The sequence below is a fragment of the Luteimonas mephitis DSM 12574 genome, assembly GCF_000422305.1.
Taxonomy (GTDB): Bacteria; Pseudomonadota; Gammaproteobacteria; order Xanthomonadales; family Xanthomonadaceae; genus Luteimonas; species Luteimonas mephitis.
Window position 1 is genome coordinate 190298 of the sequence record NZ_AULN01000013.1, and the last position, 25517, is coordinate 215814.

The 25517-nt window shown below is 70.3% G+C and carries 20 protein-coding genes; 7 read left to right on the forward strand and 13 right to left on the reverse strand.

The window, feature by feature from the left end:
* The first annotated feature begins 293 nt into the window (after positions 1-293).
* Entirely contained in the window at positions 294-899 is a 606-nt protein-coding gene (locus H570_RS18030) for a hypothetical protein (RefSeq protein WP_051176067.1), read from the forward strand.
* Between the two features lie 102 nt (positions 900-1001).
* On the opposite strand, the gene H570_RS0103395 is transcribed toward H570_RS18030, so the two are convergent.
* A complete protein-coding gene (locus H570_RS0103395; protein WP_027079518.1) occupies positions 1002-1955 on the reverse strand; it encodes a pyridoxal-phosphate dependent enzyme in 954 nt (317 codons plus the stop codon).
* 117 nt (positions 1956-2072) lie between these two features.
* Here H570_RS0103395 and H570_RS18035 point away from each other — a divergent pair, with 117 nt between their 5' ends.
* Together H570_RS18035 and mnmG are read left to right on the forward strand one after the other, a co-directional pair.
* Positions 2073-2732: a flagellar biosynthesis protein FlhF gene (locus H570_RS18035; protein ID WP_051176069.1), complete on the forward strand. Its 660-nt coding sequence runs from the start codon at positions 2073-2075 to the stop codon at positions 2730-2732.
* A 451-nt stretch (positions 2733-3183) separates the two neighbouring features.
* Positions 3184-5085 carry a tRNA uridine-5-carboxymethylaminomethyl(34) synthesis enzyme MnmG gene (mnmG, locus tag H570_RS0103405; RefSeq protein WP_027079519.1) on the forward strand — a complete coding sequence of 634 codons (1902 nt, stop codon included), beginning with the start codon at positions 3184-3186 and terminating at the stop codon, positions 5083-5085.
* 201 nt (positions 5086-5286) lie between these two features.
* Here the strand turns inward: mnmG and H570_RS0103410 are convergent, their stop codons facing one another.
* From H570_RS0103410 to H570_RS0103420, 3 genes are all read right to left on the reverse strand, one after another.
* The gene (locus H570_RS0103410; protein ID WP_027079520.1) at positions 5287-7674 is read right to left on the reverse strand and encodes a Tex family protein; all 2388 of its coding nucleotides are present in this window, start codon (positions 7672-7674) and stop codon (positions 5287-5289) included.
* Positions 7675-7794: 120 nt separating this feature from the next.
* A complete protein-coding gene (locus tag H570_RS16210; RefSeq protein WP_051176071.1) occupies positions 7795-8169 on the reverse strand; it encodes a putative signal transducing protein in 375 nt (124 codons plus the stop codon).
* A gap of 90 nt (positions 8170-8259) precedes the next feature.
* Positions 8260-8736 (reverse strand): XVIPCD domain-containing protein, encoded by a 477-nt coding sequence (locus H570_RS0103420; protein WP_027079521.1) that lies wholly within the window; start codon positions 8734-8736, stop codon positions 8260-8262.
* Positions 8737-8856: 120 nt separating this feature from the next.
* Here H570_RS0103420 and H570_RS16215 point away from each other — a divergent pair, with 120 nt between their 5' ends.
* Both H570_RS16215 and H570_RS16220 read left to right on the forward strand, forming a co-directional pair.
* Entirely contained in the window at positions 8857-9177 is a 321-nt protein-coding gene (locus H570_RS16215) for a hypothetical protein (RefSeq protein ID WP_051176074.1), read from the forward strand.
* Between the two features lie 104 nt (positions 9178-9281).
* Positions 9282-10568, forward strand: a complete 1287-nt coding sequence (locus H570_RS16220; protein ID WP_051176075.1) for a sialidase family protein — start codon at positions 9282-9284, stop codon at positions 10566-10568.
* A 13-nt stretch (positions 10569-10581) separates the two neighbouring features.
* Here H570_RS16220 and H570_RS0103435 read toward each other — a convergent pair whose 3' ends face one another.
* From H570_RS0103435 to glyQ, 5 genes are all read right to left on the reverse strand, one after another.
* A complete protein-coding gene (locus H570_RS0103435) occupies positions 10582-11289 on the reverse strand; it encodes an SIMPL domain-containing protein (RefSeq protein WP_027079522.1) in 708 nt (235 codons plus the stop codon).
* 196 nt (positions 11290-11485) lie between these two features.
* Positions 11486-15754, reverse strand: coding sequence for a translocation/assembly module TamB domain-containing protein (locus H570_RS0103440; protein ID WP_051176078.1), 4269 nt, complete (start codon positions 15752-15754; stop codon positions 11486-11488).
* 2 nt (positions 15755-15756) lie between these two features.
* Entirely contained in the window at positions 15757-17553 is a 1797-nt protein-coding gene (locus H570_RS0103445) for an autotransporter assembly complex protein TamA (RefSeq protein WP_036135008.1), read from the reverse strand.
* A 248-nt stretch (positions 17554-17801) separates the two neighbouring features.
* Positions 17802-20054, reverse strand: coding sequence for a glycine--tRNA ligase subunit beta (gene glyS, locus H570_RS0103450; RefSeq protein WP_027079525.1), 2253 nt, complete (start codon positions 20052-20054; stop codon positions 17802-17804).
* A 209-nt stretch (positions 20055-20263) separates the two neighbouring features.
* Complete coding sequence (gene glyQ, locus H570_RS0103455) at positions 20264-21172, reverse strand: glycine--tRNA ligase subunit alpha (RefSeq protein WP_027079526.1); 909 nt, start codon at positions 21170-21172, stop codon at positions 20264-20266.
* A gap of 104 nt (positions 21173-21276) precedes the next feature.
* Here glyQ and H570_RS0103460 point away from each other — a divergent pair, with 104 nt between their 5' ends.
* Together H570_RS0103460 and H570_RS0103465 are read left to right on the forward strand one after the other, a co-directional pair.
* Positions 21277-22017 carry a glutamine amidotransferase gene (locus H570_RS0103460; protein WP_036135012.1) on the forward strand — a complete coding sequence of 247 codons (741 nt, stop codon included), beginning with the start codon at positions 21277-21279 and terminating at the stop codon, positions 22015-22017.
* A gap of 214 nt (positions 22018-22231) precedes the next feature.
* Positions 22232-23137, forward strand: coding sequence for a hypothetical protein (locus H570_RS0103465; RefSeq protein WP_156899816.1), 906 nt, complete (start codon positions 22232-22234; stop codon positions 23135-23137).
* A gap of 178 nt (positions 23138-23315) precedes the next feature.
* On the opposite strand, the gene H570_RS18040 is transcribed toward H570_RS0103465, so the two are convergent.
* The 4 genes from H570_RS18040 to tatA are packed head-to-tail and all read right to left on the reverse strand — an operon-like array spanning position 23316 to position 25466.
* Entirely contained in the window at positions 23316-24008 is a 693-nt protein-coding gene (locus tag H570_RS18040; protein ID WP_051176081.1) for an RDD family protein, read from the reverse strand.
* The gene (gene tatC, locus H570_RS0103475) at positions 24008-24775 is read right to left on the reverse strand and encodes a twin-arginine translocase subunit TatC (RefSeq protein ID WP_027079529.1); all 768 of its coding nucleotides are present in this window, start codon (positions 24773-24775) and stop codon (positions 24008-24010) included. Before tatC ends, H570_RS18040 begins: the two co-directional genes overlap by 1 nt.
* On the reverse strand, positions 24762-25217 hold the full coding sequence (tatB, locus tag H570_RS0103480; RefSeq protein WP_027079530.1) for a Sec-independent protein translocase protein TatB: 456 nt from the start codon (positions 25215-25217) through the stop codon (positions 24762-24764). The genes tatC and tatB overlap by 14 nt, the downstream gene beginning before the upstream one ends.
* 21 nt (positions 25218-25238) lie before the next feature.
* Positions 25239-25466, reverse strand: coding sequence for a Sec-independent protein translocase subunit TatA (gene tatA, locus H570_RS0103485; RefSeq protein WP_027079531.1), 228 nt, complete (start codon positions 25464-25466; stop codon positions 25239-25241).
* Positions 25467-25517 lie beyond the last annotated feature (51 nt).

Sequence of the window (25517 nt, forward strand, 5' to 3'; positions counted from 1 at the left end):
TCGACACAACACACTGGCTTGCAGAATGAAACCGAATGAATGTGCTTGCGAACGCTGAATCAACTTCCCCGCTTCTCTCCTCTCCTCCGCCGGCCTTGTACCTCGTACGCGGTGTACGGACCGTGATCTGCATTACGCGATATCAGCAAGAAGAAAATAGGCCAGGAACTAGCTGTTCGCCGACGATCCAATTGAAGTGCGAAGCCGTCTCCCCGCAAGGTCTCTGGTGCCAGTTGCTTCGATTCAGACACCACCGCCTACACTCGCCGCAACCGTCCTCATCGAAAGCCGCCATGTCCGTCCGGCTCCGCCTCGTCCCGCTCTTGCTTGCCGGCGCGCTGGCGGCTTCGCCCGCGCTCGCGCAGGACGAATACGTCGTCGACCTGTCGCAGATCGACCCGGCGGCGATCCTCGCCAGCGCTGGCGACGTGCTGATGCGCGCGCCGGACGCCGCGATCGACGATCTGTTCCAGGCCACGCATGCCGCTTCGCAGTCGCCGCGCGACGCAAAGATCCTGTGCACGCTGTTCGACCCGCACGCCGACCGCGGCTTCGAGGCGCTCGCCGCCACCGCCAACCGGCTCGGCGCCGACCGCCGCGAACGTTTCGCCATCGCCCTGGCCAACATCGCCGCCGCCGGCCTGCAGAACCCGCGGCAGCCTTACGACGCCATCGCGGCGAAGCAGACACTCAAGTCCGCCGGCGTGACCGCGATGCTGCTGCACGACGATTTCCTGCTCGGCATGACCGCCGAAGGCAACGACGCCGCCGCCCGCGACGCGCGCTGTCGCTCGTTCGGCTGGATGCTCGATGCGCTGCAGGCCGTTCCTGCCCAACAGCGTGTCGCGGCGACGCGACTGATGCTCAACGAAGGACTGGCGCAGCTGGGGCCGCGCTGAGCCGACGCACTCTGTTCTTGCAGGAGCGGCGGAAGCCGCGAGCGTCTTCCTCGCACGTCGCAGGTCGCGGTTTCCGCCGCTCCTGCAACGCGCGGGCCGGCCTCACCACGGCAGCGCGTCGAGGTCGACATTGCCGCCCGTGAGAACCACGCCCACGCGCTGGCCTGCGAAGCGTTCACGATGGCCCAGCACCATCGCCAGCGCGATCGCCGACGACGGCTCGACCAGCAGCTTCATGCGCTGCCACAGCAGCCGCATCGCCGCGATCGTGTCGCCATCGGTGACGGTGAGCACTTCGACGCCGTGTTCGCGCAGCAGCTCGAAATCCGGCGCGCCCAGGGTGCCGCGCAGGCCGTCGCAGATCGTGTCGGGAATGAAGTCGGTGACGCGTTCGCCGCGACGCAGCGATTCGAACGTGTCGGCCGCACCCGCGGGCTCGGCGCCGAACACGCGGCAACCGGGCGCCAGCGCGCGCGTGGCGATCGCGGTGCCCGAGGCCAGTCCGCCGCCGCCGACCGGGACCAAGATCGCGTCGAGCGTGCCGGTCGCATTGAGCAGTTCCATCGTTGCCGTGCCCTGGCCGGCGATCACGCGCGAATCGGTATAGGGATGCACCAGTTCGGCGCCGGTGTCGGCCTGGACTTGTGCGCACATGGCTTCGCGTGCGGCGATGGTCGGCGCGCAGCGGTGCAGGACCGCGCCGTAGCCTTCGATCGCGGCGAGCTTGGCCGCCACCGCGTTGTCCGGCACCACCACGTGGCAGGGGATGCCGCGCGTGCGCGCCGCCAGCGCCAGCGCGCCGCCGTGGTTGCCGGAAGAATGCGTGACCACGCCGCGCGCGGCGGTGGCCTCGTCCAGCGACCACACCGCGTTGCAGGCGCCGCGGAACTTGAATGCACCGGCGCGCTGCAGCGGTTCGGCCTTGAAGTGCAGCGTGCAGCCGGCGATGGCGTCCAGGCCGCGCGAATGCAGCACCGGCGTGACGTGCGCATGCGGCGCGATGCGCGCCGCTGCAGACAGGATGTCGTTGAAACCGGGCAGCGCGGCGTGATCCATGGGCACAGCGTACGATGGGCGAGGCTGTTCAGCTAACAGAACGCCGCTTGGCGAAAATTAAGCACGGATTCAAAGCCCGGGGCCGATGCTGGCCGCAGATAAACAGGGGAAGCCGCCATGTTCCGTCAAATTGCCATTCTCGCCGCCGCCGTCGCACTGGCCGGTTGCGCCACCGATTACAGCTATCGGGGCGGCGCCGGCGGGGATTACTACTACGGGCGGCCGACGGTCGATTACTACGATTACGGCTATGGCGCGCCCTATGGCAGTGCCTATGGCTATCCGGGCAGCTGGTATGGCGGCGTGGGCATCGGCTATGGCTACGGCTACGGTGGTTACGGTTATCCCTACAGCTACTACGGCGGCTACTACCCGCCGTACTGGTGGTACCGGCCGCATCGTCCGCACCGCCCCCACAAGCCGCCGCATGAGGATGTCCCGCCGCGCGTGACCGGCGGCCGCCTGCCGCCGAGCCGGGTGGTCGGCAGCCAGCCGCCACGCAGTCCGGCGCAGGTGATTCCGCGCAACGGCGAGCGGCCGATGCTGCCGCCGCGCCAGGAAGCGCCCTGGCGTGGCCGCGCCGACGCCGGCCCGCCGCCGATGTCGCGGCCGGCGCCGCGTGCGGAGCGCCCGCCGTCCAGCAGCCCTCAACCCGCGCCCAGCTATCGACCGGCTTCCACCCCGCCGCGTCCGGCCCCGCCGGTATCGCGTCCGTCCCGGCCAACTTCGACACCGAGTTTCCGGGAACGTGAACCCGATCGTAAACACGAGCGCTGATGCGCTTGCGTCCGGCGCAAACTGGACGCAAGCTAGGCGCGACTGACCGGTTGCGTCCTTTATTGACGTAATGCGGACTGACCAATGTCGACACCCGGCGGAGTAATCCGGATCCCCCCTGTTCCGCTCTCCGCCGGGCGTCGGCGCCTAGACAAGGCGCCACTGGCGCACCCTCCCCGGAAATGAAAAGGGGCCGAATGTCCCCCGACATTCGGCCCCGTTGCTACCCCGTCGTGCGCCTGGCCGGCCCTGTTCCGATTTCCAGCCTGCGCCCCCTCGCGCTTGCCACGTCGGGTGCAACGGGACAGTTTGCAGGAAGCGTGCCAACTGCTTCGGTGCGTCGCGATCGTCCGCCAGGGCCTAGAATGCCTCCCCTCCGTTTTGTGGCCGTGCGCACGGTTTCGCCGTCGCCTGCGGCATCGCTTCCTTTCCGCGCGGCGCCCGGCATCGCATGACCGATTCTTTCCATCGCTACGACGTCATCGTGATTGGCGGCGGCCACGCCGGCACCGAGGCCGCGCTCGCTTCCGCGCGCGCCGGTGCGCGCACGCTGCTGCTCACGCACAACATCGAGACCGTCGGCGCGATGAGCTGCAACCCGGCCATCGGCGGGATCGGCAAGGGCCACCTGGTGCGCGAGATCGATGCACTCGGCGGAGTGATGGCGAAAGCCGCCGACGCCGCCGGCATCCAGTGGCGCCGGCTCAACGCGTCTAAGGGGCCCGCGGTGCGCGCGACGCGCTGCCAGGCCGATCGCGGCCTGTATCGCACCTTCATCCGTCGCGCGGTGGAAGCGCAGCCGAACCTCACCATCTTCCAGTCCGCGGTCGACGACCTGCTGATCGAGTCCGACGGCAGCGGGCACGACCGCGTGCGCGGCGCGCTCACCAACACCGGCCTGCGCTTCGAGGCGCCGGCGGTGGTACTGACCGCCGGCACGTTCCTCGCCGGCAAGATCCATGTCGGCCAGACCCAGTACGCGGCCGGACGCATGGGCGATCCGCCGGCCACCACGCTCGCCGCGAAGCTGCGCGAGCGCCCGTTCGTGGTCGACCGCCTCAAGACCGGCACCCCGCCGCGCATCGACGGCCGCACGCTCGACTATTCGGTGATGGACGAACAGCCCGGCGACGACCCGCGCCCGGTGTTCTCGTTCATGGGTTCGCGCGCGGACCATCCGCGCCAGGTCTCCTGCTGGATCACCCATACCTCCGAACGCACCCACGAGATCATCCGCGGCGCGCTGGATCGCTCGCCGCTGTATTCCGGCCAGATCGAGGGCATCGGTCCGCGCTACTGCCCGTCGATCGAGGACAAGGTAGTGCGCTTCGCCGAGAAGGCCTCGCACCAGATCTTCGTCGAGCCCGAAGGGCTGGATGTCAGCGAGATCTATCCCAACGGGATTTCCACCTCGCTGCCGTTCGACGTGCAGCTGGCGCTGGTGCGGTCGATCCGCGGCTTCGAGTGCGCGCACATCACCCGCGCCGGCTACGCGATCGAGTACGACTTCTTCGACCCGCGCGGATTGAAGGCTTCGCTGGAAACCAAATCCGTGGCCGGGCTGTTCTTCGCCGGCCAGATCAACGGCACCACCGGCTACGAGGAGGCCGCGGCGCAGGGGCTGGTGGCCGGGCTCAACGCCGCGCGCTTCGTGCAGGAACGCGACGCCTGGTCGCCGCGTCGCGACCAGGCCTACATCGGCGTGCTGATCGACGACCTGATCACCCAGGGCACGATCGAGCCGTACCGCATGTTCACCTCGCGCGCCGAGTACCGGCTGCAGCTGCGCGAGGACAACGCCGACCTGCGCCTGACCGGCATCGGCCGCGAGCTGGGCCTGGTCGACGACGCGCGCTGGGACGCGTTTGCCCGCAAGCGCGATGCGGTGGCTGCCGAGACGCAGCGCCTTGGCGCGCTGTGGGCCTCGCCCAACAACGCCGCCGGCCGCGACGCGGTGGCCACGCTGGGCATCGAGCTCAGCCGCGAGAGCAGCGGGCTCGACCTGCTGCGCCGTCCGGAACTCGATTACGCAAGGCTGGTTTCGGTGCCGTCCTTCGCACCGGCAACAGGCGACCCGGCGGTGGCCGAGCAGGTCGAGATCGAGGCCAAGTATTCGGGCTACCTCGAGCGCCAGCGCGAGGAGATCGCGCGTGCGCAGCGCCACGAGGCCATGGCGATCCCCGGCGGGTTCGACTATGCGGCGGTGCGCGGGTTGTCGGCCGAGGTGCGGCAAAAGTTCGAACGCGTGCGGCCGCAGACCGTCGGCCAGGCCCAGCGCATTCCCGGCGTCACCCCGGCGGCGGTCTCGCTGCTGCTGGTGCACCTGTCGCGGGCGCACCGCGAGGTGGCGTAGGTCGGGGCTAAGTCCCGCGACACGTGGTGTCCGGAATCCGGCTGCACGAATGCAAACGCCGGTGCCGACTCCGGGCGTCGGGGGCGTAGCCCCGACCTGTGGTTCCGCGGGGAACGTTTGATTCGTTGCTGGAGCGCCGCATGGGCGCGATGGTTTTCCCTGTGGAGCATCGCGCGCATGGGGGGCTCCTGCAGAACGGCGTCAGTGTTTCAGGGCCTTGGCGAAGGCCGCGGCCAGCGCATTGTCAGGGGGCGGCGCCGCCGGTTTCGGCGGGCGTGCATCGCGGCGCACGCCGCGGTTGTCGGCGCTGCGTCCGCCTGCGTCGCGTCCGCGTGCATCACGCCCGCCCGCACCAGGCGCATTGGCATTGCGTCCGTCGCCCGGCCTGCCTTCGCCCGGCGCGTCGTCCAGCCGCCGCGTCAGCGCGATGCGCTTGCGCGCCACGTCGACCTCCAGCACCTTGACCTTGACGATGTCACCGGCCTTGACCACTTCGCGCGGGTCCTTGACGAAGCGGTCGGCGAGCGCCGAAATGTGCACCAGCCCGTCCTGGTGCACGCCGATGTCGACGAAGGCGCCGAACGCGGCGACGTTGCTCACCACGCCCTCCAGCACCATGCCGACGCGCAGGTCCTTGATGTCCTCGACGCCTTCGGCGAAACGCGCGGCCTTGAACTCGGGGCGCGGGTCGCGGCCGGGCTTCTCGAGCTCCTTCAGGATGTCGCGCACGGTCGGCACGCCGAAGCGTTCATCGGTGTAGCGCTCTGCCTTCAGCCCGCGCACGAACGCGCCGTCGCCGATGATCCGGGCAACGTCGCGGCCGCTTTCCGCCACGATCCGCTCGACCACCGGGTAGGCCTCCGGATGCACCGCGGAGGCGTCCAGCGGCTGGTCGCCGTCGGCGATGCGCAGGAAGCCGGCGCACTGTTCGAACGTCTTCTCGCCCAGCCGCGGCACCTTGAGCAGTTCGCTGCGGCGCTTGAACGGACCGTTGGCATCGCGGTGCACGACGATGTTCCCGGCCACCGTCGCCGACAGCCCCGACACGCGCGCCAGCAGCGCGGCCGACGCGGTGTTGACGTGCACGCCGACCGCGTTGACGCAGTCCTCCACGCGCGCGTCGAGTGCGCGCGCCAGCCGGTACTGGTCGACGTCGTGCTGGTACTGGCCGACGCCGATCGACTTGGGATCGATCTTCACCAGTTCGGCCAGCGGATCCTGCAGCCGGCGCGCGATCGACACCGCGCCGCGCAGCGAGACGTCGAGGTCGGGGAACTCGCTGGCCGCCAGCTCGGAGGCCGAGTACACCGACGCACCGGCCTCGCTGACCACGATCTTCTGCAGCCTGGATTCGGGATGGCGCGCGATCAGCTCGCCGGCGAGCCGGTCGGTTTCGCGGCTGGCGGTGCCGTTGCCGATCGCGACCAGCGCCACGTCGTGCGCCTTGCACAGCTTCGCCAGCGACTGCAGCGACTGGTCCCACTGCCTGCGCGGCTCGTGCGGGTAGATGGTGTCGGTGGCGACCAGCTTGCCGGTGGCATCGACCACCGCGACCTTCACCCCGGTGCGCAGGCCGGGGTCGAGTCCCAGCACCGCCTTTGGCCCGGCCGGCGCGGCCAGCAGCAGGTCCTTGAGGTTGTCGCCGAACACCGCGATCGCCTCGGCCTCGGCCTTCTCGCGCGCCTGGTTGAACAGGTCGAGCATCAGGTGCAGCTGCAGCTTCGCGCGCCAGGCCAGGCGGCAGGCGTTGCCGAGCCAGGCATCGGCGGCGTTGTTGTCGATGCGGATGCCGGCGTGCAGGGCAACGCGGCCCTCGGCGTAGGCATTGCCGGCCTCGACGTCGGCGCCGGGATCGAGTTCGAGCTGCAGGAACTCCTCGCGCCGGCCGCGGAACAGGGCGAGCAGGCGGTGCGACGGGATCTTCGCCAGCGGCTCGGCGTGGTCGAAGTAGTCGCGATACTTCGCGCCGGCCTCTTCCTTGCCGTCGGCGACGCGCGCGCGGATCACGCCGTTGGCCGACAGCCATTCACGCAACTCGCCGACCAGCGCGGCGTTCTCGCCCCAGCGTTCGATCAGGATCGCGCGCGCGCCTTCCAGCGCGGCCTTGGCATCGGCCACGCCGCGCTCGGCATCGACGAACGCCGCAGCAAACGTCTCCGGCACGCGGGACGGGTCGGCGAGCAGGCCGTCGGCCAGCGGTTCCAGCCCGGCCTCGCGCGCGATTTGCGCGCGCGTGCGGCGCCTGGGCTTGTAGGGCAGGTACAGGTCCTCGAGCCGCGACTTGCTGTCGGCCGCTTCGATGTCGGCGCGCAGCGCGTCGTCGAGCTTGCCCTGCTCGTCGATGCTGGCCAGGATCGCGGCGCGACGGTCCTCCAGTTCGCGCAGGTAGGCCAGCCGCGTTTCCAGGTTGCGCAGCTGGGTGTCGTCGAGGCCCTCGGTGACTTCCTTGCGGTAGCGCGCGATGAACGGCACCGTCGCGCCCTCGTCGAGCAGGCCCACGGCCGCTTCGACCTGTGCGGGCCGGGCGCCGATCTCGTCGGCGATGGTGGCGGCGATCTTGCGCGCGAGCGCGGGGGAAAGGGCCTGCATCGTGTCCGGGTTCCATGCGACATGCGTCGCGATGCCCGCATTGTCGCAACGCCGCGCCTGCGGCGACAGGTTGACAGCGCATCGACTTGCCGCTGCGCGATGCCCAGCGCGGAGCCAGCGTCAGAGCCGGCGCTGGGCGCGGTCGTCGCGTGCGCGCCGCCGCCACGGCAGCGGGATCGCGAACAGCATCAGCGCCAGCCACGCCAGTCGGCTGGACCAGCTTTCGCGGTCGGGCGCCTGCAGGGCGCGGGCTTCGTCGCTGTCGGCGTCGAGCGCGTACTCGCCGGCGTCGATGGCCTGCAACACCCGGCGCGCGCGCTCGGCGTCGCAGTCGGCCACGCGCAGCTTCACCCCGCCAACCGCCAGCCGCCACTCCCAGTTCGCCATCGCCAGGTGCTCGTCGCCCAGGTGCGCGTCGATGCCTTCCGACACCAGCCGTCCGCGCGCGAGGTGCGCCTCGATCGGATCGGTGTAGTGGGCGACGGTGGTGAACATCGTGCAGCGATGATGCGCCGCCACCGCCAATCGCGCCATGCCGGTCGAGGCGCGGAGCCGTCGGACCGGCCGTGCAGTGCGAACGCGGGATCAGGCCAGGTGCGGGCCGGCGACCCTGGCCTGCTGCGGCTGTTCGAGCGCCTGCGCCTGCTGCCGGGCCTGCCGCGCGTCGGTCTCCGCGACCCGCTGCGTGCTCTGCCGCAGCGACGTGGCCATCGCGCCGACGGTGTCGACGCTCACGCGCAGGTGGGACGGATCGTCGAGCCTGCCCTGCACGCCGAAGGTGCGGCTGGCGTCCGGACTCATCAGCACGTGGTCCACGCGCGACCCGCCCGCGGCATGGACCTCGGCGGCCAGCGAACCGGCCAGCTGCCGGCTGCGCAGGTCCGGCTGCCCGCCAACCTGTGCATCGTGGGTGAATACGCCGCGCTCGGCGCCCCGGTACAGCGGGAAGGCGGCGTGGTGCGGGTCGTCGATGAGCAACGAGGCGTGACCATCGCCGCGGGCGGGTGCCGCATGTACCGGTGGTTCGGGGCTGTGGCGCAGCGTGCGCAGGCGCTCCAGCACTTCGTGTCATCTGCCGGGTGCGGGCATCCAGGCTGGGCTGCACGACGTCTTCCATGGCGTGCCGCGTCACCGCTTCGTGCGCGACGTCGTGCCGACGTCAACTATGCGTTGCATGGGAACATGGCCGATCCGGTGATGGCGTGGTACGCCCGCCTCGGTGACTTCGAGGAGGCGTACTGGCTGTTGCAACACGGGGGTGATCCGACCGTGAAGACCACTCCGCCACCGGAATACACCGGCAGCGAGAACCTTGAAGGCTGGCCGATCCTGGAAGCGATCCATTACCTGCCGGTCCAGCCCAGGGGCGAGGAGTGGCAGCGCAAGTGCCAGGTCTGGCTGCGCGAGCATGGTATCGCGCGCCCGCCCATGCCGGAGTTCCTGCGCAAGGATCGCGCAACCTTCGGGCTGCCGACCGACGAGAAGGACATCCCGCTGCCATAGCTGGTTCGGCTGCTTTCGGAGTGTCGGTAACTTCCCGCCGCTGTCCGTTCGCATGGATGGCGCGGATGCGCCGCGCCCGTGCCGGCTGGAGTAGGCTTCGCACCATGAACAACGCCCTCGCCACGATCGTCGCATGCGCGTTGCTGGCCGGTTGCCAGCAGGTGCCGCGGCCTGAAACCACCACCGACGCCGCCGGCAACACCCTGACCCAGTGGCCGGTTCCTGCCGCTGCCGGGTCCGCGCAGCCGGACCTGTCGCTGGCACCCGACGGCCGGCTGCTGCTGAGCTGGATCAAGCCGTACGACAAGAGCCGGCACGCGCTGCAGTACACCACTTTCGATCGCCAGGGGCCGTGGCAGTGGACGCCGAAGACGATCGCGGTGGGCGCGTCGATGGTGGTCAACTGGGCCGATACGCCGCATGTGGCCGCCACCGCCGACGGCACGATCTGGGCGCACTGGCTGCAGAAGACGCGTGGCGAAGATGGCGGTGCGGCGTATGACGTCATCGTCACGCATTCGGTCGACGACGGCCTGACCTGGAGCGCGCCGGTGCGTGCGCACGACGACGGCAAGGCGGTCGAGCATGGCTTTGTCTCGTTCTGGCCCGCGGCCCGCGACCGGCTCGGGATGGCGTGGCTGGACGGACGCAATACCGGCGGCGCGCACGCGGCGCATGCCGCGCACGATGGTGGCAACGGCACGGCCGAAGGCGCGGGCATGATGTCGCTGCGCGCGGCGACCATCGACACCGCGTCGCGGATCGCCGATGCCGTGGAAGTCGATCCGTCGGTCTGCGACTGCTGCGGCACCGACGTGGCCGTGACCGCGCGCGGGCCGCTGCTGGTCTATCGCGACCGCACCGACAACGAGATCCGCGACATCCATGCCACGCGGCTGGAAGGCGACGCCTGGCGCGCGTCGCGTGTCGTGCATGCCGATGGCTGGAAGATCGCGGCCTGCCCGGTGAACGGCCCCGCGGTGGCCGCCGCCGGCGACAACGCAGTCGTGGCCTGGTACAGCGCCGCCGGCGATATGCCAAAGGTGCAGCTGGCTTACAGCGTCGACGCGGGTGACACGTTCGCCGCGCCGGTGCAGGTGGATGCGGGCGAAGCGGTGCAGGGCCGCGTGGACGTGGCGCTGGACGCGAAGCAGGCCTGGGTGGCGTGGCTGCGCGAAGACGCCGCTGGACAGTCGCTGTGGCTGGCCCGCTACGCGCCGGATCTGTCGCGCGAACTATCGCGCACGCAGGTCGCGAAATTGCAGGGGCGCGGGCGCGCCACCGGCTTCCCGAAGCTGGCCGTGCGCGACGGCGAGGCGTTCCTGGTCTGGACCGATGTGGCGGCCGGCGTGCCGCAGCTGCACGGGATGCGGATCGCACCGCCGCGCTGAGCGTGCGGTGGCGTCAGCGCAGCAGTTCGAACACCACGTTGACCGACTCGATGTATTCGACTTCGGGCTGCACGTAGCGGCCCGGGTCGATCCGCGAGCCGGTCACCTCGATGCGGTCGAGGGTGGTGGCGCCGTACTGGTTCTCGTAACGCGAATTGATGCTGCCGATGCTGTACACCGGGCCCAGCCGCGCGCCGAACGCCGTGGCCATCTCGCCTGCCTGGGCGCGCGCATCGGCGACCGCCTTCTTCCGGGCCTCTTCGCGCAGCGCGCCCTTGCGGCTGGATTCGAACGCGACGCTGCCAATGCCATGCGCGCCCGAGGCAAGCCCGTTGTCGAGGAACTCGTTGAGTCGATCGATGTCCTCCAGCAGCACGGTGACGCTGCGCGAGGCGACGAAGCCGTTGCTGGTGCGCTTGCCTTCGTCGTCGTAATCGACGTCTTCGGAGGCATCGAGGCTGGACGCGGCGATGTCGTCGTCGGCGACGCCGTAGGCGTGGAGGCCATCGAGCAGCCGGTTGACCGCGGCATCGACGGCCTGCTTGGCCGGCAACGGCCGTGGCGCGCGCTGCTCGAAGTCGAACTGTACGCGGGCGCTGTCCGGCTTCACGGAGACCTTGCCCTGGCCGGACGCGACGACGTGCGGGGCGTCCGGAAGCGGGGTGCCGGCGAAGGCGGTGGTGCAGCCCAGCAGCACGAGGGAAGCGAACAGGGTGCGCATGGAAGGACTCCGGGAATGGATTCGTCGCGGCGGCCGGATGGCTCCCAAGGGTTGCATGCATTGCCCGGCCATGTCACCTCAAGTGCGGCAGGGGAAGTGCCGGCCGGAAGGCGAAGATCCGTCGCTGCGCCCGGGATGTCGGTCGACCCGCGCGCCTGCGAATGCGCGCGGGCATCCGCAGCGCCCGGTCCGGCGGCTACTTCTCCTTGCGCCAGTTCACCGAGCCGCGGTTCTCCACGGAGCTGGATTCGACTTCGATGTCGAAGCCCTTGCGCAGCAGGTACTTGAGCGTGAGCACCTGGCCGGTGCCCAGCAGCGAGACGCCAAAGCCGACGTACAGCCGCGGCGAAAGCTGCTTGCCGACGCCCAGCACGCTGCCGCCGAGCGCGCGCGACTCCATCACCCCGGCGTCGTCGAGGCCGATCTTGCTGCCGATCTGCCCGGCCAGCAGGCTGCCGCCGGCATTGAGCGCGGTGGTGGCGGCGTTGAGCTGGTTGCTCTCGTCGCTCGACAGGTTGGCGGTGGAGCGGCCGAGCGCGAGGTAGGACAGCGCCTCGGAATCGTTGGTGGCCGGATCCGTCCACACCCTCGCCTGCGGTGAAGACGCGCGGCCGGTGACGTCGATGCCGGCGGTGATGTCCTGTGCTTCGATCCGGCGCTCGGCGCGGATGTCGAGGATCGGATCCGAGACGGGGCTGTTCGACCACACCAGGTGGCCGCGGGTGATCTGCAGCTTCTGCCCGTAGGCCGCGTACTTGCCGCCGACCTCGAGGTTGCCGGTCGCGGTCATCTCGCGCCCCGGCACCGCGCGCACGCGCATCTCGCCGCCGAGCGTGCCGTCGAGGCCGAAGCCCTTGAGCTTCACGTCCTCGCCCATGGCCAGGGCCAGGTCGAGGTCGAGCGGCGAGGCGCCGGTGCGTTCGGGGTCGACCGGATCGAGGACCACGACGTCGGACGAGGTGGACACGCCTTCGTCGAGGCGCTCCAGGTCGATCAGTGCGCTGGGCACGGTCACCTTGCCCGAGACGCTGAGCGGCTGGCGCGCGGCATAGCGCACGGTGATGTCGGGGCTGGCGATGGCGCGCAGGTCGCGGGTGTTGGACAGCAGCACCTCGTCGCCGTGCACGCGCAGCACCAGCGGCATGTCGTCGCCGCGCCAGCCCAGGCTGCCGTCCAGGCGCAGGATGCCGGCCCCGGTGACGCTGTCCGGCGGCGCGGAACGCACGCTGCCGGTGATGCGCGCGGTGCCGTCGGCCAGTGCGTCCAGGCGCACGTCGCCGCTGTCCAGCGCGATGCCCAGCGCCGGCAGTTCGGTGCTGAAGCCGGTGAGCCGGGCCTGCCCGCCCAGCGCCGGTTCGGCGCGCGTGCCGGCGAGGGTGACATGGCCGCTGAGCCTGCCGGCGGGCTCGACGATGTCCTGCGAGAACAGTTCCAGCCAGGTCAGCTCGTCGGTATCGACGTCGACTTCGCCGGAGAGCGGCGAGTTTGCGTCCCAGCCGGTGGCGACGCGCGCATTGATGCGGCCGTCGTCGTTGAGCGCGCTGGAGAGCATGGCGTTGATCCGCTGCGGGTTGAAGTCGGCGTCGAGGTTGAGGTTGCGGTAGCGGATGACGTCGTGGCGCGCGCGCTGGCTCATGCGCAGGCCGCCCTCGGTGGAGGACACGTTCACCCGGCCCTGCCAGGCGTTGCCGGCCGGGCGAAGCTGGCCGTCGAGCGCGATTTCGCCGCGCAGCACCCATGGCCGGCCTTCCTCGCGTTCGGGCAGGTAGGGCGTGGCCAGCGACAGCGGCAGCCCGTGGCCTTCGACGGCAAGACCGCGGCGCGGCCAGTCGGCGCTGGCGCACAGCGTGCCGCCGTCGCTGGCGGCGAAGCAGCTTTGCGACAGCGTCCAGTTGCGCCCTTGCTGCGCATAGCGCGCCGGCGACTGCAGGCGCCAGCTCGCGCCCTTTGCCGGCGCGAGCTGCAGCGAGGCCAGCATGCCCTGCCAGTTGGCGCCGGTCTTCCGTGCGCTGCCGGCCAGGTCCAGCGCGCCGATCGCGCCGCGTGCGCTGGCGTCGAGCTGCAGGTTCTCGACCGCGCCGGTCGCATCGATGCGCACGGCGTCGAGCGCGACGCCGGCATGGACGCCCTGCGCCGACAGCGCCAGCGCGCCGCTGCCGCGATGCCAGGGCAGGCGGCCCTTCGCGAGCAGCGACGCGGCGCCGTAGTCGCCGTACTTCAGGCCGGCGCCGGCGAGGTCGGCTTCAACATCGGGCGCGTTGCGCGGGCCGGCGAGGCGCAGGGTGCCGCGCAGCGTGCCGGCGGCATCGGGCAGCAGGTCGTCCAGGTGCAGCGGCGACAGCCGCGCGTCGATCGCGATCGCGTTGGCCACCCGGCCCTCGGCGTCGATGCGGCTGTTGCCCGCGCTCAGCGCGATTTCGCCCGAATAGACCGGCTGCACCGTGGAGCTGGCCAGCGCCTTGAACTCGGCGCGGGCGCGCCCCTTGAGCGCGCGGCCGCGCAGCTGGCCGCCGATGCGCGGGATGTCGACGGTGGCATCCACGCCGCCGTCCTCGCGCGCGCTGCCCTTGCTGGCGATGTCGGCATCGACCGCGCCGGTCCAGCCGTCGACGAAGAAGCCCGGATCGAAACCGTCGAGCGTCGCCCGTGCGTCCCAGTGCAGCCGCGGCGCGGTGCCGGCCTGGCCTTCGACGTCGATGCGGCCGCGGTCGAGCGCGAGATTCACGGTCCCGGAATACGTTTCGCCGCGCGCCGTGACGTCGGCCTTGCCGTCGAGCGCACGGCCGCGCAGGGTTCCGGTGAGCGAGGGCACCGACAGCGTGGCGTCGAAGCCGCCGGCATCGAGCGCGCGGCCCTGCGTAGCGATCTTGCCGTCGATGTCGCCATCCCAGCCGGCGGCGAAGTAGCCCGGATCGAAGCCGTCGAGGGTGGCGTCGAGCTTCCAGCTGGTCGCGGGGTTCCACGCGATCTCGCCGCGCGCGTCGAACGTCCCCGTCGGCGTTGTCGCACGCAGCGTCTTGAGCGTCATGCCGCCGTCGTGGCCGCGGCCATCGAGCGTCACCGCCGCGCGGTCGCCGTTGCGCGCGACGTCGGCCTTGCCCACCGCCGCCCACGCGGCGGTGGTGCCGGCCAGGCCGAGGTCGGCGTCGACCGCAATCAGCGGCGTGGCCCCGGTGCCGGCGACCGGATCGGCCGGCGCGCCGCCGAACCGCAGGCCGCGCGCGTTGACCGCGTAGCGGAACGTGGCCTGCGTGCCGTCGCTGAAATCGCCGCGCCCGCGCGCGGTGACGGTGCCATCGAAGATCTCCAGCTCCAGCGGTTCGAACGCCAGCACCTTGTTCTCCAGCATCAGCTTCGAGGGACGCACGGTGGCGCGCAGTTCGCCCTGTTCGAACCGGCCCTGCACGGTGGCGCTGCCGCCGATGCCGTCGGCGCGCAGCTGCAGCGACGTCGGCGTCGGGCTGGGCTCGCTGGCACCCGCGAGCAGCGCGGTGTCGAGCCGGTCGGCCTGCGCCCGCAGCTGCCAGACGGGCGTGTCCTTGCCGCGCAGCTGCAGCGTGGCGCGCACAGGGCCGGGCAGCGCGCCGCCGATGCCGACGTCCATGCGCTGCAGGTTGCCGCGCGCCACCAGGCCCACCCGCAATGGCGCGCGCTGGAGAGGCGACGCGCTGTTGCCCGTCACCGGGATCACCAAGGTGGCGGTGAGGTCGGTGCGGTAATCGTCGCGCGGCGCGTAGTCGCCATGCGCGGTGAAGCGGCCGCGGTCGCTGTCGACCACGACGTGTTCGAGGTGCAACTGCTGCTCGCGCGCGTCGAGGCCGCCGCGCACGCTGCGGATGTCGATCAGGTGTTCGCCTTCCTGCGAGATGCTCAAGCCGTCGATGCGGATCGCGTCGGCCTGCAGCCCCAGCGGCGGGGTGATGTCGGGCAGCACCTCGGGCCACGTCGGCAGTTCGAACGGCGAGTCGGTTTTCGGCAGGTCGAGCGTGGCGCCCTCGACGATCATCGTGTCCAGGCGCAGCAGCCTGCCGAGCAGTGGGCGGATGTCGGGGTCGATCACGATCCGGCGCGCGGTGAACGTCAGCGTGCCCGGCTTCGCGCATTGCCCATAGGGCACCGGCTCGCCGTCCTTTTGCGGGCAGGTCTTCTGCACGAAGCGCACGTCGTGCATCGTCAACGGTCCGCTGGCCGGTCCTTCGGCCCGGCTCCACGACAGGCTGGTGCCCGCGGGCAGCCTCGCCTTGACCTGCGCGAGCAGGAAGTCACGCCCGCCCAGCGTGGACAGCAGCCACCACGCCACAACCAGCACCAGCAGCGCCAGGCCCACGGCGGTGAACGCGCTGCGCCGCGCGAGCACCCTGGCACGCGCACGGCGGCGGGCACGCAGCTCGGCGATGCGCGCTTCGCGCTGCTCGGGGGTGAGGTCGGGGTCGATGCGGCGGCGGTGGCGGAAGCCCGGGGCCATGCTCAGAACTCCGCCCCGATGCTCAGGCCGATCGTGAACGGCGAGTCGGGATGGTCGAGGCCGTGTGCGATGTCGAAGCGCAGCGGCCCCACCGGCGATTTCCAGCGCACGCCGACGCCGACGCCGGTGTGCCAGTCGACGTCGGTGCCGTCGAACGCGCTGCCGCCGTCGACGAAGGTAGCAAAGCCCCAGCTGTCGTTGAAGTAATGCTCGAACTCGCCGCTGGCGGTGACCACGTTCTTGGCGCCGGTCGAGAACTTGCCGAGGCGCGGGCCGACCTCGCGCCATTCGTAGCCGCGGATGCTGCGGTCTCCGCCGGCGTAGAAGCGCAGGCTCGGCGGCATCGCGGTCAGCGCGTCGGTGAAGGTGTGGCCGATCTCGCCGCGCACGATCAGCCGGTTGCGTTCGCCCAGTCCCTTGAACCAGCTCGCGCGCGCATGCACCTGGAAGAAGTTCGCGTCCGAGCCCGCCCCTTCGAGGCCGCCGCGCAGCATCACCGAGCCGCCGATCCCGCGGCGCGGAAACAGCTTGTCGTCGACGTCGATGTACTCGGCCCGCAGCGCCGGAAACGCGAACGTCGCGAAGCGGTACTGGGTGGGTGTGTCCGGGTCGCCGTCGTCCTCGGCCACGTAGGCCCAGCGCTCACGCAGCACGTGCAGCGAGGCGACCAGGTTCAGGTTGCGGTTGTACTGGCCGCTGCGGCTGGCCACGAACTCGATCCGGCGCGAATCGATGTAATCGGTCTGTTCGTCGGCGAACTGCAGGCTGGCGGTGTACCAGCCGTCGAGCCAGGCGAACGCGGGGATCCGGTACTGCAGCGTGAGCGTCTTGCGCTTCTGCGCGTAATCCACCTGCGCCAGCGCCTTGTGCCCGCGCTGGTTGACGTAGCGCCGCTCCAGGCCGAAGCGCACGCCGGCGCCGCTCTCTGTGCCGTAGCTCACGCCGGCGGTGTAGACGTCGCGCTTGGCCGGCGTCAGCGCCACCTGCACCGGCACCTGCCCGTCGACCGCATCCTCGGGGCGCGGCTGGATGTCGATGCGGCTGAAGTAGTCCAGCGCGATCAGCGACTGGCGCAGCCGGTCCAGGCGGCCCTGGTGGTAGTACTCGCCTGCCTTCCAGTACACCAGCTTGTCCAGCAGCCGGTTGCTGACCACCGGTTTCGGCGACTGGGTGAAGGTGGTCACGCCCATGTCATAGCGCTCGCCGCTGGTCCACACCAGGTCGATGTCGGCCGCGTTCTGCGCGCGCGTCACCTCGACCCGGTGCGAGGCGAAGTCGGCGTCGAAGTAGCCGCGCTCGGCCAGGCGCCGGGTGATGCGGGTCTTGCTGGCCTCGTACAGCGCGTGGTTGAAGACCTCGCCGGTGTTGGGCCTGAACTTGCCCAGGTCCTGCTTCAGGTAGCGGTCGCGGCCGCCGGCGCCGAGGATCGCGATGTCGGCGTCGCGCACCCGCACCGGTTCACCGGGATCGATGGTGATCACCACGTCGGTAGCGCCGTTGCCGTTGCCATTGCCGCCATTGCTGCGGCTGCGTTCCACCGTGATCTGCGGCGAGTAGTAGCCGAACGGCTCCAGCGCCTCGCGCGCCTCGTCGTCGGCCTCGCGCACCAGGTAGCCCAGGCGCCTGCCGGCCACGTCCTTGCCGATCGCATCGACCAGCGACAGGGAGGTCCGCACGTTCTCGGTCATGGCCTCGTCGAGACCATGGATTTCGACCGAACGCACGGTCGCCGCGTCGACGGCGCCGCAGGCGAACAGGAGCAGGGCTGCGGCGGCGATGCGGGGGAGGGCCGGGGGCATGCGGGGAGAATAACCGGCATGCGTCAAAAGGCGATTAACGGGTAGATCACAAGACCAGGTGAATGTCATGTGCGAGCGGCTTCAGCCGCGAGCCGTTGTCCTGGCGCTTGCGGTGGCGAGGCGCTTGGGATGGCTTGGTGTTTGGAATGGCTTGGCATTTGTAGGAGCGGCGGAAGCCGCGATGCTTTGCCGGTAAAGCATCGCGGCTTCCGCCGCTCCTACAAGAGCAATGGCAACGCGGTCCAGGCTCAGCCCGACAGGTGCTCGATCGCGGCCACGCTGCCGAGGCGCTCGGACAGCCGCCGCAGCAGCGCGAGGCGGTTGTTGCGCAGCGCGATGTCGTCGGCGTTGACCATCACGCTGTCGAAGAAGGCGTCCACCTGCGGCCGCAGCCGCGCCAGGTGCGCGAGCGCGTCGACGTAGTCGCCATGGGCCAGCGCGTGGCCGGTCTCGGCATAGACCGCCTCGACGGCCTCGGCCAGTGCAGCCTCGGCCGGCTCCTTCAGCAGGGACGGATCGATCGTCGCAGGGATGCCGTCGCCGGCCTTCTTCAGGATGTTGTTGATGCGCTTGTTGGCCGCGGCCAGTGCCTCGGCCTCCGGCAGCTGCGCGAAGGTGCCGATGGCGTCGATGCGGCGGTCGAAGTCGTACAGCGAGGCCGGGCGCAGCTCGGCGACGGCGTTGAAGTGCTGCACCGGTACGCCCTTGTCGGCGTAGTAGCCGCGGAGGCGGTCGAGGATGAAGTCCTTCAAGTGCGGCACCTGATCCGTAACGCAGTTGACGACGCCAATTGTGAACTTCTCGTCGAACTGCTCTCCCAGAATCGACTCAAGTGCCGACATGAGTTCTTTCGATGAAATATCCAGACTTTCAAGAACTTCGACAGACCTTTCCAGTTCACTCGCAGAGGGAAGATCTGCGCTCAACACCTTGCTGTTGCATCTAATGGAGGCATCTGCGAGCAATCTATTCAAATCAAGATCGAACCCGCTTTCGATCACCGTCCGCGCCAGCCCCAGTGCATTGCGCCGCAGCGCGAACGGATCCTTGTTCCCGGTCGGCTTGAGCCCCGCGGCAAAACCGCCGGCCAGCGTGTCCAGCCGCTCCGCGATCGCCAGCACCTTGCCCAGCGGTGACAGGGCGATGTCGTCGGCCGAGTAGCGCGGCTGCCAGGCCTCGTCGAGGGCGTTGGCCAGCGCGTTGCGGTCCTCATGCGACAGGTCGTCGAGCGCGGGATCCTGCATCGCGTAGTAGCGGCCGGCGATGCCCTGCAGCTCGGGGAACTCGCCCACCATGCGCGACTGCAGGTCGGCTTTGGACAGCAGCGCCGCGCGCCTGGCCAGCGCGGGGTCGACGCCGACCTGCGGCGCGATGGCTTCGGCCAGTGCCGCCACGCGCGCGACCTTGTCGGCCACGGTGCCCAGTTTGGCCTGATAGGTGACGGTCTTGAGGCCGTCGTTCATCGACGCCAGCCCCTGCTTCATGTCCTCGACGAAGAAGAACTGCGCGTCGGCGAAGCGCGGGCGGATCACGCGCTCGTAGCCCTTGCGGATCTCGCTGTCGTCCTTCGGCGCGATGTTGGCCACGCCGATGAAATGCTCGGACAGCCGGCCGCCGTCGCCGAGCACCGGGAAGAACTTCTGGTTGGCTTCCATCGTCGCCACCAGCGCTTCTGGCGGCACCGCGAGGAACCCGGCCTCGAACGAGCACGCCACCGCCCTGGGCCATTCGACCAGGCAGTTCACTTCGGCGAGGTTGCCCGGCTCGATGCGGGCGCTGCCGCCGGCCTGTTCCGCCGCGGCCTCGACCTCGGCGACGATGCGCGCGCGGCGCTCGTCGGGATCGACCAGCACCTTCGCGCCGCGCAGTGCGTCGACGTAATCCTCCGGGCGCCCGATCCACACCGGCTTGTCGTGCATGAAGCGGTGGCCGCGGCTCATGCGGTCGGCGCGGATGCCGAACAGCTCGCCCTCGACCACGTCGTTGCCCAGCAGCAGTACCAGCCAGTGCAGCGGACGGGCGAAGGCGTGGTCGTGGTCGCCCCAGCGCATCGGCTTGGGGATCGGCATCGCCGCGACCGCCTCGCGCACGATTTCCGGCAGCAGTTCCCGCGTCGCCACGCCCGGCTTCACCGCGCGGTGCACGAAGCGCTCGCCCTTGGCGTCGCTGGTGCGCTCCAGCGCGGTCCACTCGACGCCGGCCTTGGCCGCGAAGCCCTGCAGCGCGCGGGTCGGCTGTCCGTCGGCGTCGAGCGCGATGTTGAGGTAGGGGCCGAGGACTTCCGACGCCTGCTCGGGCTGCTCGACGGCGACCGACGGCAGCAGCACCGCCAGCCGGCGCGGCGTATGCAGCGGCTTCGCGCCGCCGTGCTCCACGGCGATGCCGCGCTTGCCCAGCGCGTCGACCACGCCGTCGAACAGCGCCTGCGCCAGCCCGGGCAACGCCTTGACCGGCAGCTCTTCGGTGCCGAGTTCGATGAGCAGGGATGTGGTGTTGGACATCGAAAGCCTCTTGCCTTGAAGTCCTCCCCTTCAAGGGGGTGAGGACAAATGTTTGCGAGCCACTGGCTCGCATTTGTCCGAACGCCCGAGCGCTATGCGCGAGGGCCGGACGGATTCAGGCGGGGATGGGTTTCCGGCACGACGCGTCGCCGTCACGGAAACCCATCCCCACCCCAGCCCTCCCCTTGAAGGGGAGGGGGTTGTTGGTGTCACGCCGCCTGCGCGGCCTTCTTCAAACCCGGGAACCCGAGCTTCTCGCGCTGCGCCAGGTAGCTTTCGGCCACGGCCTGCGACAGGCGGCGCACGCGCAGGATGGTGCGCTGGCGCTCGGTGACGCTGATCGCGCGGCGCGCGTCGAGCAGGTTGAAGCTGTGCGACGCCTTCATCACCTGCTCGTAGGCGGGCAGCGGCAGGCCCTGTTCGACCAGGCGCAGCGCCTCCGTCTCGCAGGCGTCGAAGCGGTGGAACAGCTCGGCCACGTCGGCGTGCTCGAAGTTGTACGCGCTCTGCTCCACCTCGTTCTGGTGGTAGACGTCGCGATAGGTCACCGGCCGGCCGTCGGGGCCGAACGTCCAGACGATGTCGAACACGTCGTCGACGTTCTGCAGGTACATGCACAGCCGCTCGAGGCCGTAGGTGATCTCGCCCAGCACCGGCCGGCACTCCAGTCCGCCGGCCTGCTGGAAGTAGGTGAACTGGGTGACTTCCATCCCGTTCAACCACACTTCCCAGCCCAGGCCCCAGGCGCCGAGCGTCGGCGATTCCCAGTTGTCCTCGACCAGGCGCAGGTCGTGCACCAGCGGGTCGACCCCCAGCTCCTTGAGCGAGTCGAAGTACAGCTCGACGATGTTGTCGGGCGAGGGCTTCATCACCACCTGGTACTGGTAGTAGCGCTGCAGGCGGTTGGGGTTCTCGCCGTAGCGGCCGTCGGTGGGGCGGCGGCAGGGCTGCACGTACGCGGCGTTCCACGGCTCCGGGCCGAGCGAGCGCAGGAAGGTGGCCGGGTGGAAGGTGCCGGCGCCGACCTCGAGGTCGAGCGGCTGGATCAGCACGCAGCCGCGCTCGGCCCAGTAGGCGTTGAGCTTCTGGATCAGCTGCTGGAAGGTCGGTCCCTGCATCGCCACGGGTCGCAAGAGAAGGCCGGCCAGTATAGCGGGCGGGTTCCCCGGCACGTGCCCGGAGGCAGGCGACGGCGCCCGCGCGGACGGCGATAATCGCGGCCATGCATACGTCTGCCGACAAGCCTTTCCTGATCGTCGAAACCGGCCAGCCGGTGGCCTCGATGCGCCGCCACGGCGGTTTCCCGCACTGGATCCGCAGCGCCGCCGGGCTGGCGCGCGGCGAAACCGCGACGCTGGACGTCGAAGGTGGCGGCGCGCTGCCGTCGCATGCGGGGCTGGCCGGGGTGATCGTCACCGGCTCCGGGGCGATGGTCACCGAGCGCCGCGACTGGAGCGAGCGCAGCGCCGCATGGCTGGGCGATGCCGCGCGCGCCGGCGTGCCGGTGTTCGGCATCTGCTATGGCCACCAGTTGCTGGCGCACGCGCTGGGCGGTGAGGTGGGCGACAACCCGAACGGGCGCGAGATGGGCACGGTGGCGATCGACCTGCTGCCCGATGCGGCATCCGACCCGCTGTTCGCCGGGCTTCCGGCCAGCTTCCCGGCCCAGGCCACGCACCTGCAAAGCGTGCTGCGGGCGCCCGAGGGCGCCACCGTGCTGGCGTGTTCGGTGCACGATGCCTGCCACGCTTTCCGCTGGGGCGACACTGCCTGGGGCGTGCAGTTCCATCCGGAGTTCGGCACCGTGCACATGCGCGGTTACGTGCAGGCCCGCGCCGATGCGCTGGCCCGAGAAGGACGCTGTCCGAAGCGGCTGGCGAGCGAGGTGGCCGCCGCGCCGCATGCGCGCAGCGTGCTGCGGCGGTTCGTGCGCCATGCGCGCGGGGCCTTGCGGCAGCGCTGACCTCTCTCCGGTTGTCGTGTTGCCGCGGTCTTGCAGGAGCGGCTTCGGCCACTGAATTTTGCAGCGAATCCCCGACACCCCCTTTCAAAGGGCAGGGGCGACAAGCTTGCCGGCTTCCGTCCTTTGAAATCTCGTGGCTGAAGCCGCTCCCGCGATGCCGGTCGCGTACGATACCGGTCTGTTTTCCACACTTCGGCGCGAGGCGCCCAACGTCATGTCCACCCATGCAAGAAGCCCCGCTGCCGGCTGGTCCTGGCTGAAGCAGGCGGTCAACATCGGACGCAGCAATCCCGGGGCGGTATTCGGCGCGGTCGGCCTGCTGGCGCTGGTCGCGCTGGTACCGAGCGTCATCCAGTTTGGACTGCAGTCCGGGCTCGGGCTGGGGCCGACCGCGAGCCTGGGCGTCATGGCTGCCTGCACGCTGCTGATGGTGGTGGTGTATCCGCTGCTGATCGGCGGCCTGCTGCGGGTGATCGACGCCGCCGAACACGGCCGGCCGACCCGCGCCGCGGCGCTGTTCGAAACCTTCCAGGCCGGCCACGGCGCCGGCCGGCTGATCGGTTTCGGCGTGGTGATGTTCGTCGCCTATCTGGTGCTGTTCGTCGCCGTCGTGGCGCTGTTCGGGCAGGGCTTCTTCGACTGGTACATGGAGCTGCTCAGCGCCAGCACCCAGAACGACCCGGCGGCGCAGGCGAAGGTCATGCAGGACATCCCCGACGGCTTCGGCACGATGATGGCGCTGGGGACGCTGGCGGGATTGTTCTTCAGCGGCATCTACGCGATCGGCTTCGGCCAGGTGGCGCTGGCCGGCCGCACGGTCGGCAGCGCGCTGGCCGACGGTATCGCCGGCACGCTCAAGAACGTGCTGCCGATCGCGCTGTTGGCGGTGGCGGCGTTCGCCGGTTTCCTCGTGTTCGCGCTGGTGATGGTGCTGGTGATCGGCTTGCTGGCCACGATCGGCGGGCTGGTGCACCCGGTGCTGGCGGTGCTGCTGGCCGCACCGGTCTATTTCGGCGGGCTGCTGGTGATGTACGTGGTGATGTTCGGGGTCATGTACTTCATGTGGCGCGACGTGTGCGGCGAAGCGACGCCGCTGCCGCCGGGACAGGTCGAGCTCTGAGCAGGATGCGCGGCAACGCCGCGCGCGGTTCGTGTAGGAGCGGCTTCAGCCGCGAGCTCTTCGATGACGCTCGCGCTCCGTGGTGCAAGCGACCCTTCAATCCGCGAATTCGGATTCAGTGGCTCGCGGCTGAAGTCGCTCTTGCAGGGCAAGGCAGGGGTTTGCGCATGAGCGCGGTTCAGAGCCCCAGCGCGGCGTCGAGTCCCGCCTGCAGTGCGCGATGGGTGAAGCCGGTCAACGCAACCGTTGCGTAGACCAGCGCCAGCACTTGCAGGCCCAGCCACGCCCGCGCCCAGGCCGGCAGCGGCGTGCCGGCGGCGCAATCCTGGACCACGCGGGTGCCGGCGACCAGGTCGTGCAGCGCGCGGCCGTCCGGGCGCAGCAGCACCAGGGCGTGGCCGATGTTGAGGGTGAGCCACGACAGCGCGCCGGCGAAGTGGCGCAGCAGTGCGCGCGCGTACCGGATGCGCGTGCCGTCCACGCCGACCACGCGCAGGCCGAGCGCGCGCTGCCCGGGCGTTGCCTGCCGCGGCGCGGATTCGAACACCACGTGGTAGAGCGCGCCGAGCGCCGCAAAGCCCAGCAGCGGCGGCCACAGCAGCGCGAACAGTGCGTGCTGCAGGGCCTGCGTGGCCGCGCGCAGCGCGGGATCGGCGAGCCACTGCGTCGCCACCGTGGCCAGCGGCGTACCCGCCAGCACCGCATCGCCGAAGCCGTGGCCCGCGGTTTCGAGCAGGGCGCGATACTGGTCGCCCAGTTCGCCGACCGCGTGCCGCACGTGCGGCCAGGCCAGCAGCGCGACCGGCGCGCCGACCAGGACCGCATCCAGCGACCAGGCCGCGCAGCGGCGCCAGAACCCGGCTGCGACCATCAGCGCGTGCGGTCGTCCGCGGCGCCGTCGGCCGGGCCGGGCTTCGGCACCACCGCGTGCGCGGCGAGGATGCCGGCCTCGTAGAGCAGCATCATCGGGATCGCCAGCAGCAGCTGCGATACGACGTCCGGCGGGGTGATCACCGCGGCGACGATGAAGATGCCGACGATCGCGTAGCCGCGCCATTCCTTCAGCTGCGCCGGGGTCACCCAGCCCAGCAGCACCAGGATCACCAGCGCCACCGGCAGTTCGAAGCTGATCCCGAAGGCCAGGAAGATCACCAGCACGAACTCCAGGTACGCGTTGATGTCCGGGGTGATCGCGACGATGTCCGGCTTGAAGCGCAGCAGGAAGTTGAACACCATCGGCAGCACGAGGAAGTACGCGAACGCGCAGCCGGCGTAGAACAGCGTCACCGCCGATCCCAAAAGCGGCAACGCAAGCTTCTTCTCGCGCTTGTACAGCCCCGGTGCGATGAATGCCCAGGCCTGGTACAGCAGCCACGGCACGGCGGCGAACAGGGCGACGAAGCAGGTCAGCTTGATCGGGGCGAAGAAGGCGCCGGCCGGGTTCATCGCGATCATCTGCTGCCCGGCCGGCAGCCGCGAGACCAGCGGCGTGGCCAGCCACGTGTACAGCTGGCTGGTGAACGGCAGCAGCGCCACCAGCAGCACCAGCACGCCGACGATGCCGCGCAGCAGCCGCGAGCGCAGTTCGACCAGGTGGTCGAGCAGGCTGCCTTCGCCGCCGGCGTCAGGCGCGGTCATTGCGGGCCTCGCCGGTCGCGTCGTCGGAAGCGCTGTCCGGCTCCGGCGACGCGTCGCCGTGCGCATGGGCGGCTGCGCCGCGCCGGTCGGTGGGCGTCACTGCGGCTGGCGATTCGACGGCTTCAACGGCTTCGACGGTTTCCGCCGGCATCGCCCTGGTCGCGCCGCGCATGGCGTCGAACTCGCGCCGCGCTTCGGCGTCGGCCGCACGCACCGACGCGTCGATGTCGCGCACCTGGGTCTCGGTTTCGCGCAGGCTGCGCTTGAGTTCGTCGGCGGCCAGCTCGCGCTCCAGCTCGCTGCGCACCGAGTACCACTGCGCGCGCGCGCGCCGTACCCACAGGCCGGCGAAGCGCGCCGCCTTCGGCAGCCGTTCCGGGCCGAGCACCAGCAACGCAATGACGGCGATGACGAGGAGTTCGGAAAAGCCGATGTCGAACATGGCGGGCGCCGCGCTGCGGCGTCAGCGCTGGACGTGGTCGTCGTCGCGCTGCTTGTCCGTGGCGGTTTCGTCGGTGCGCGACTGGTTGCCGAGCTGCCCGGTGGGCTTGTCGTCGTCGCGCATGCCCTTCTTGAATTCCTTGACCGCGCTGCCAAGATCCTTGGCGCCGCTGGTCAGGCGCTTGGTGCCGAAAACGAGCAGCACGACCGCGAGCACGATCAGCCAGTGCCAGATGCTCAGACCGCCCATGGCTTGTCTCGCATGTACGTTGGAGGAGTGCGAAGGATAGCGCAGCGCGCC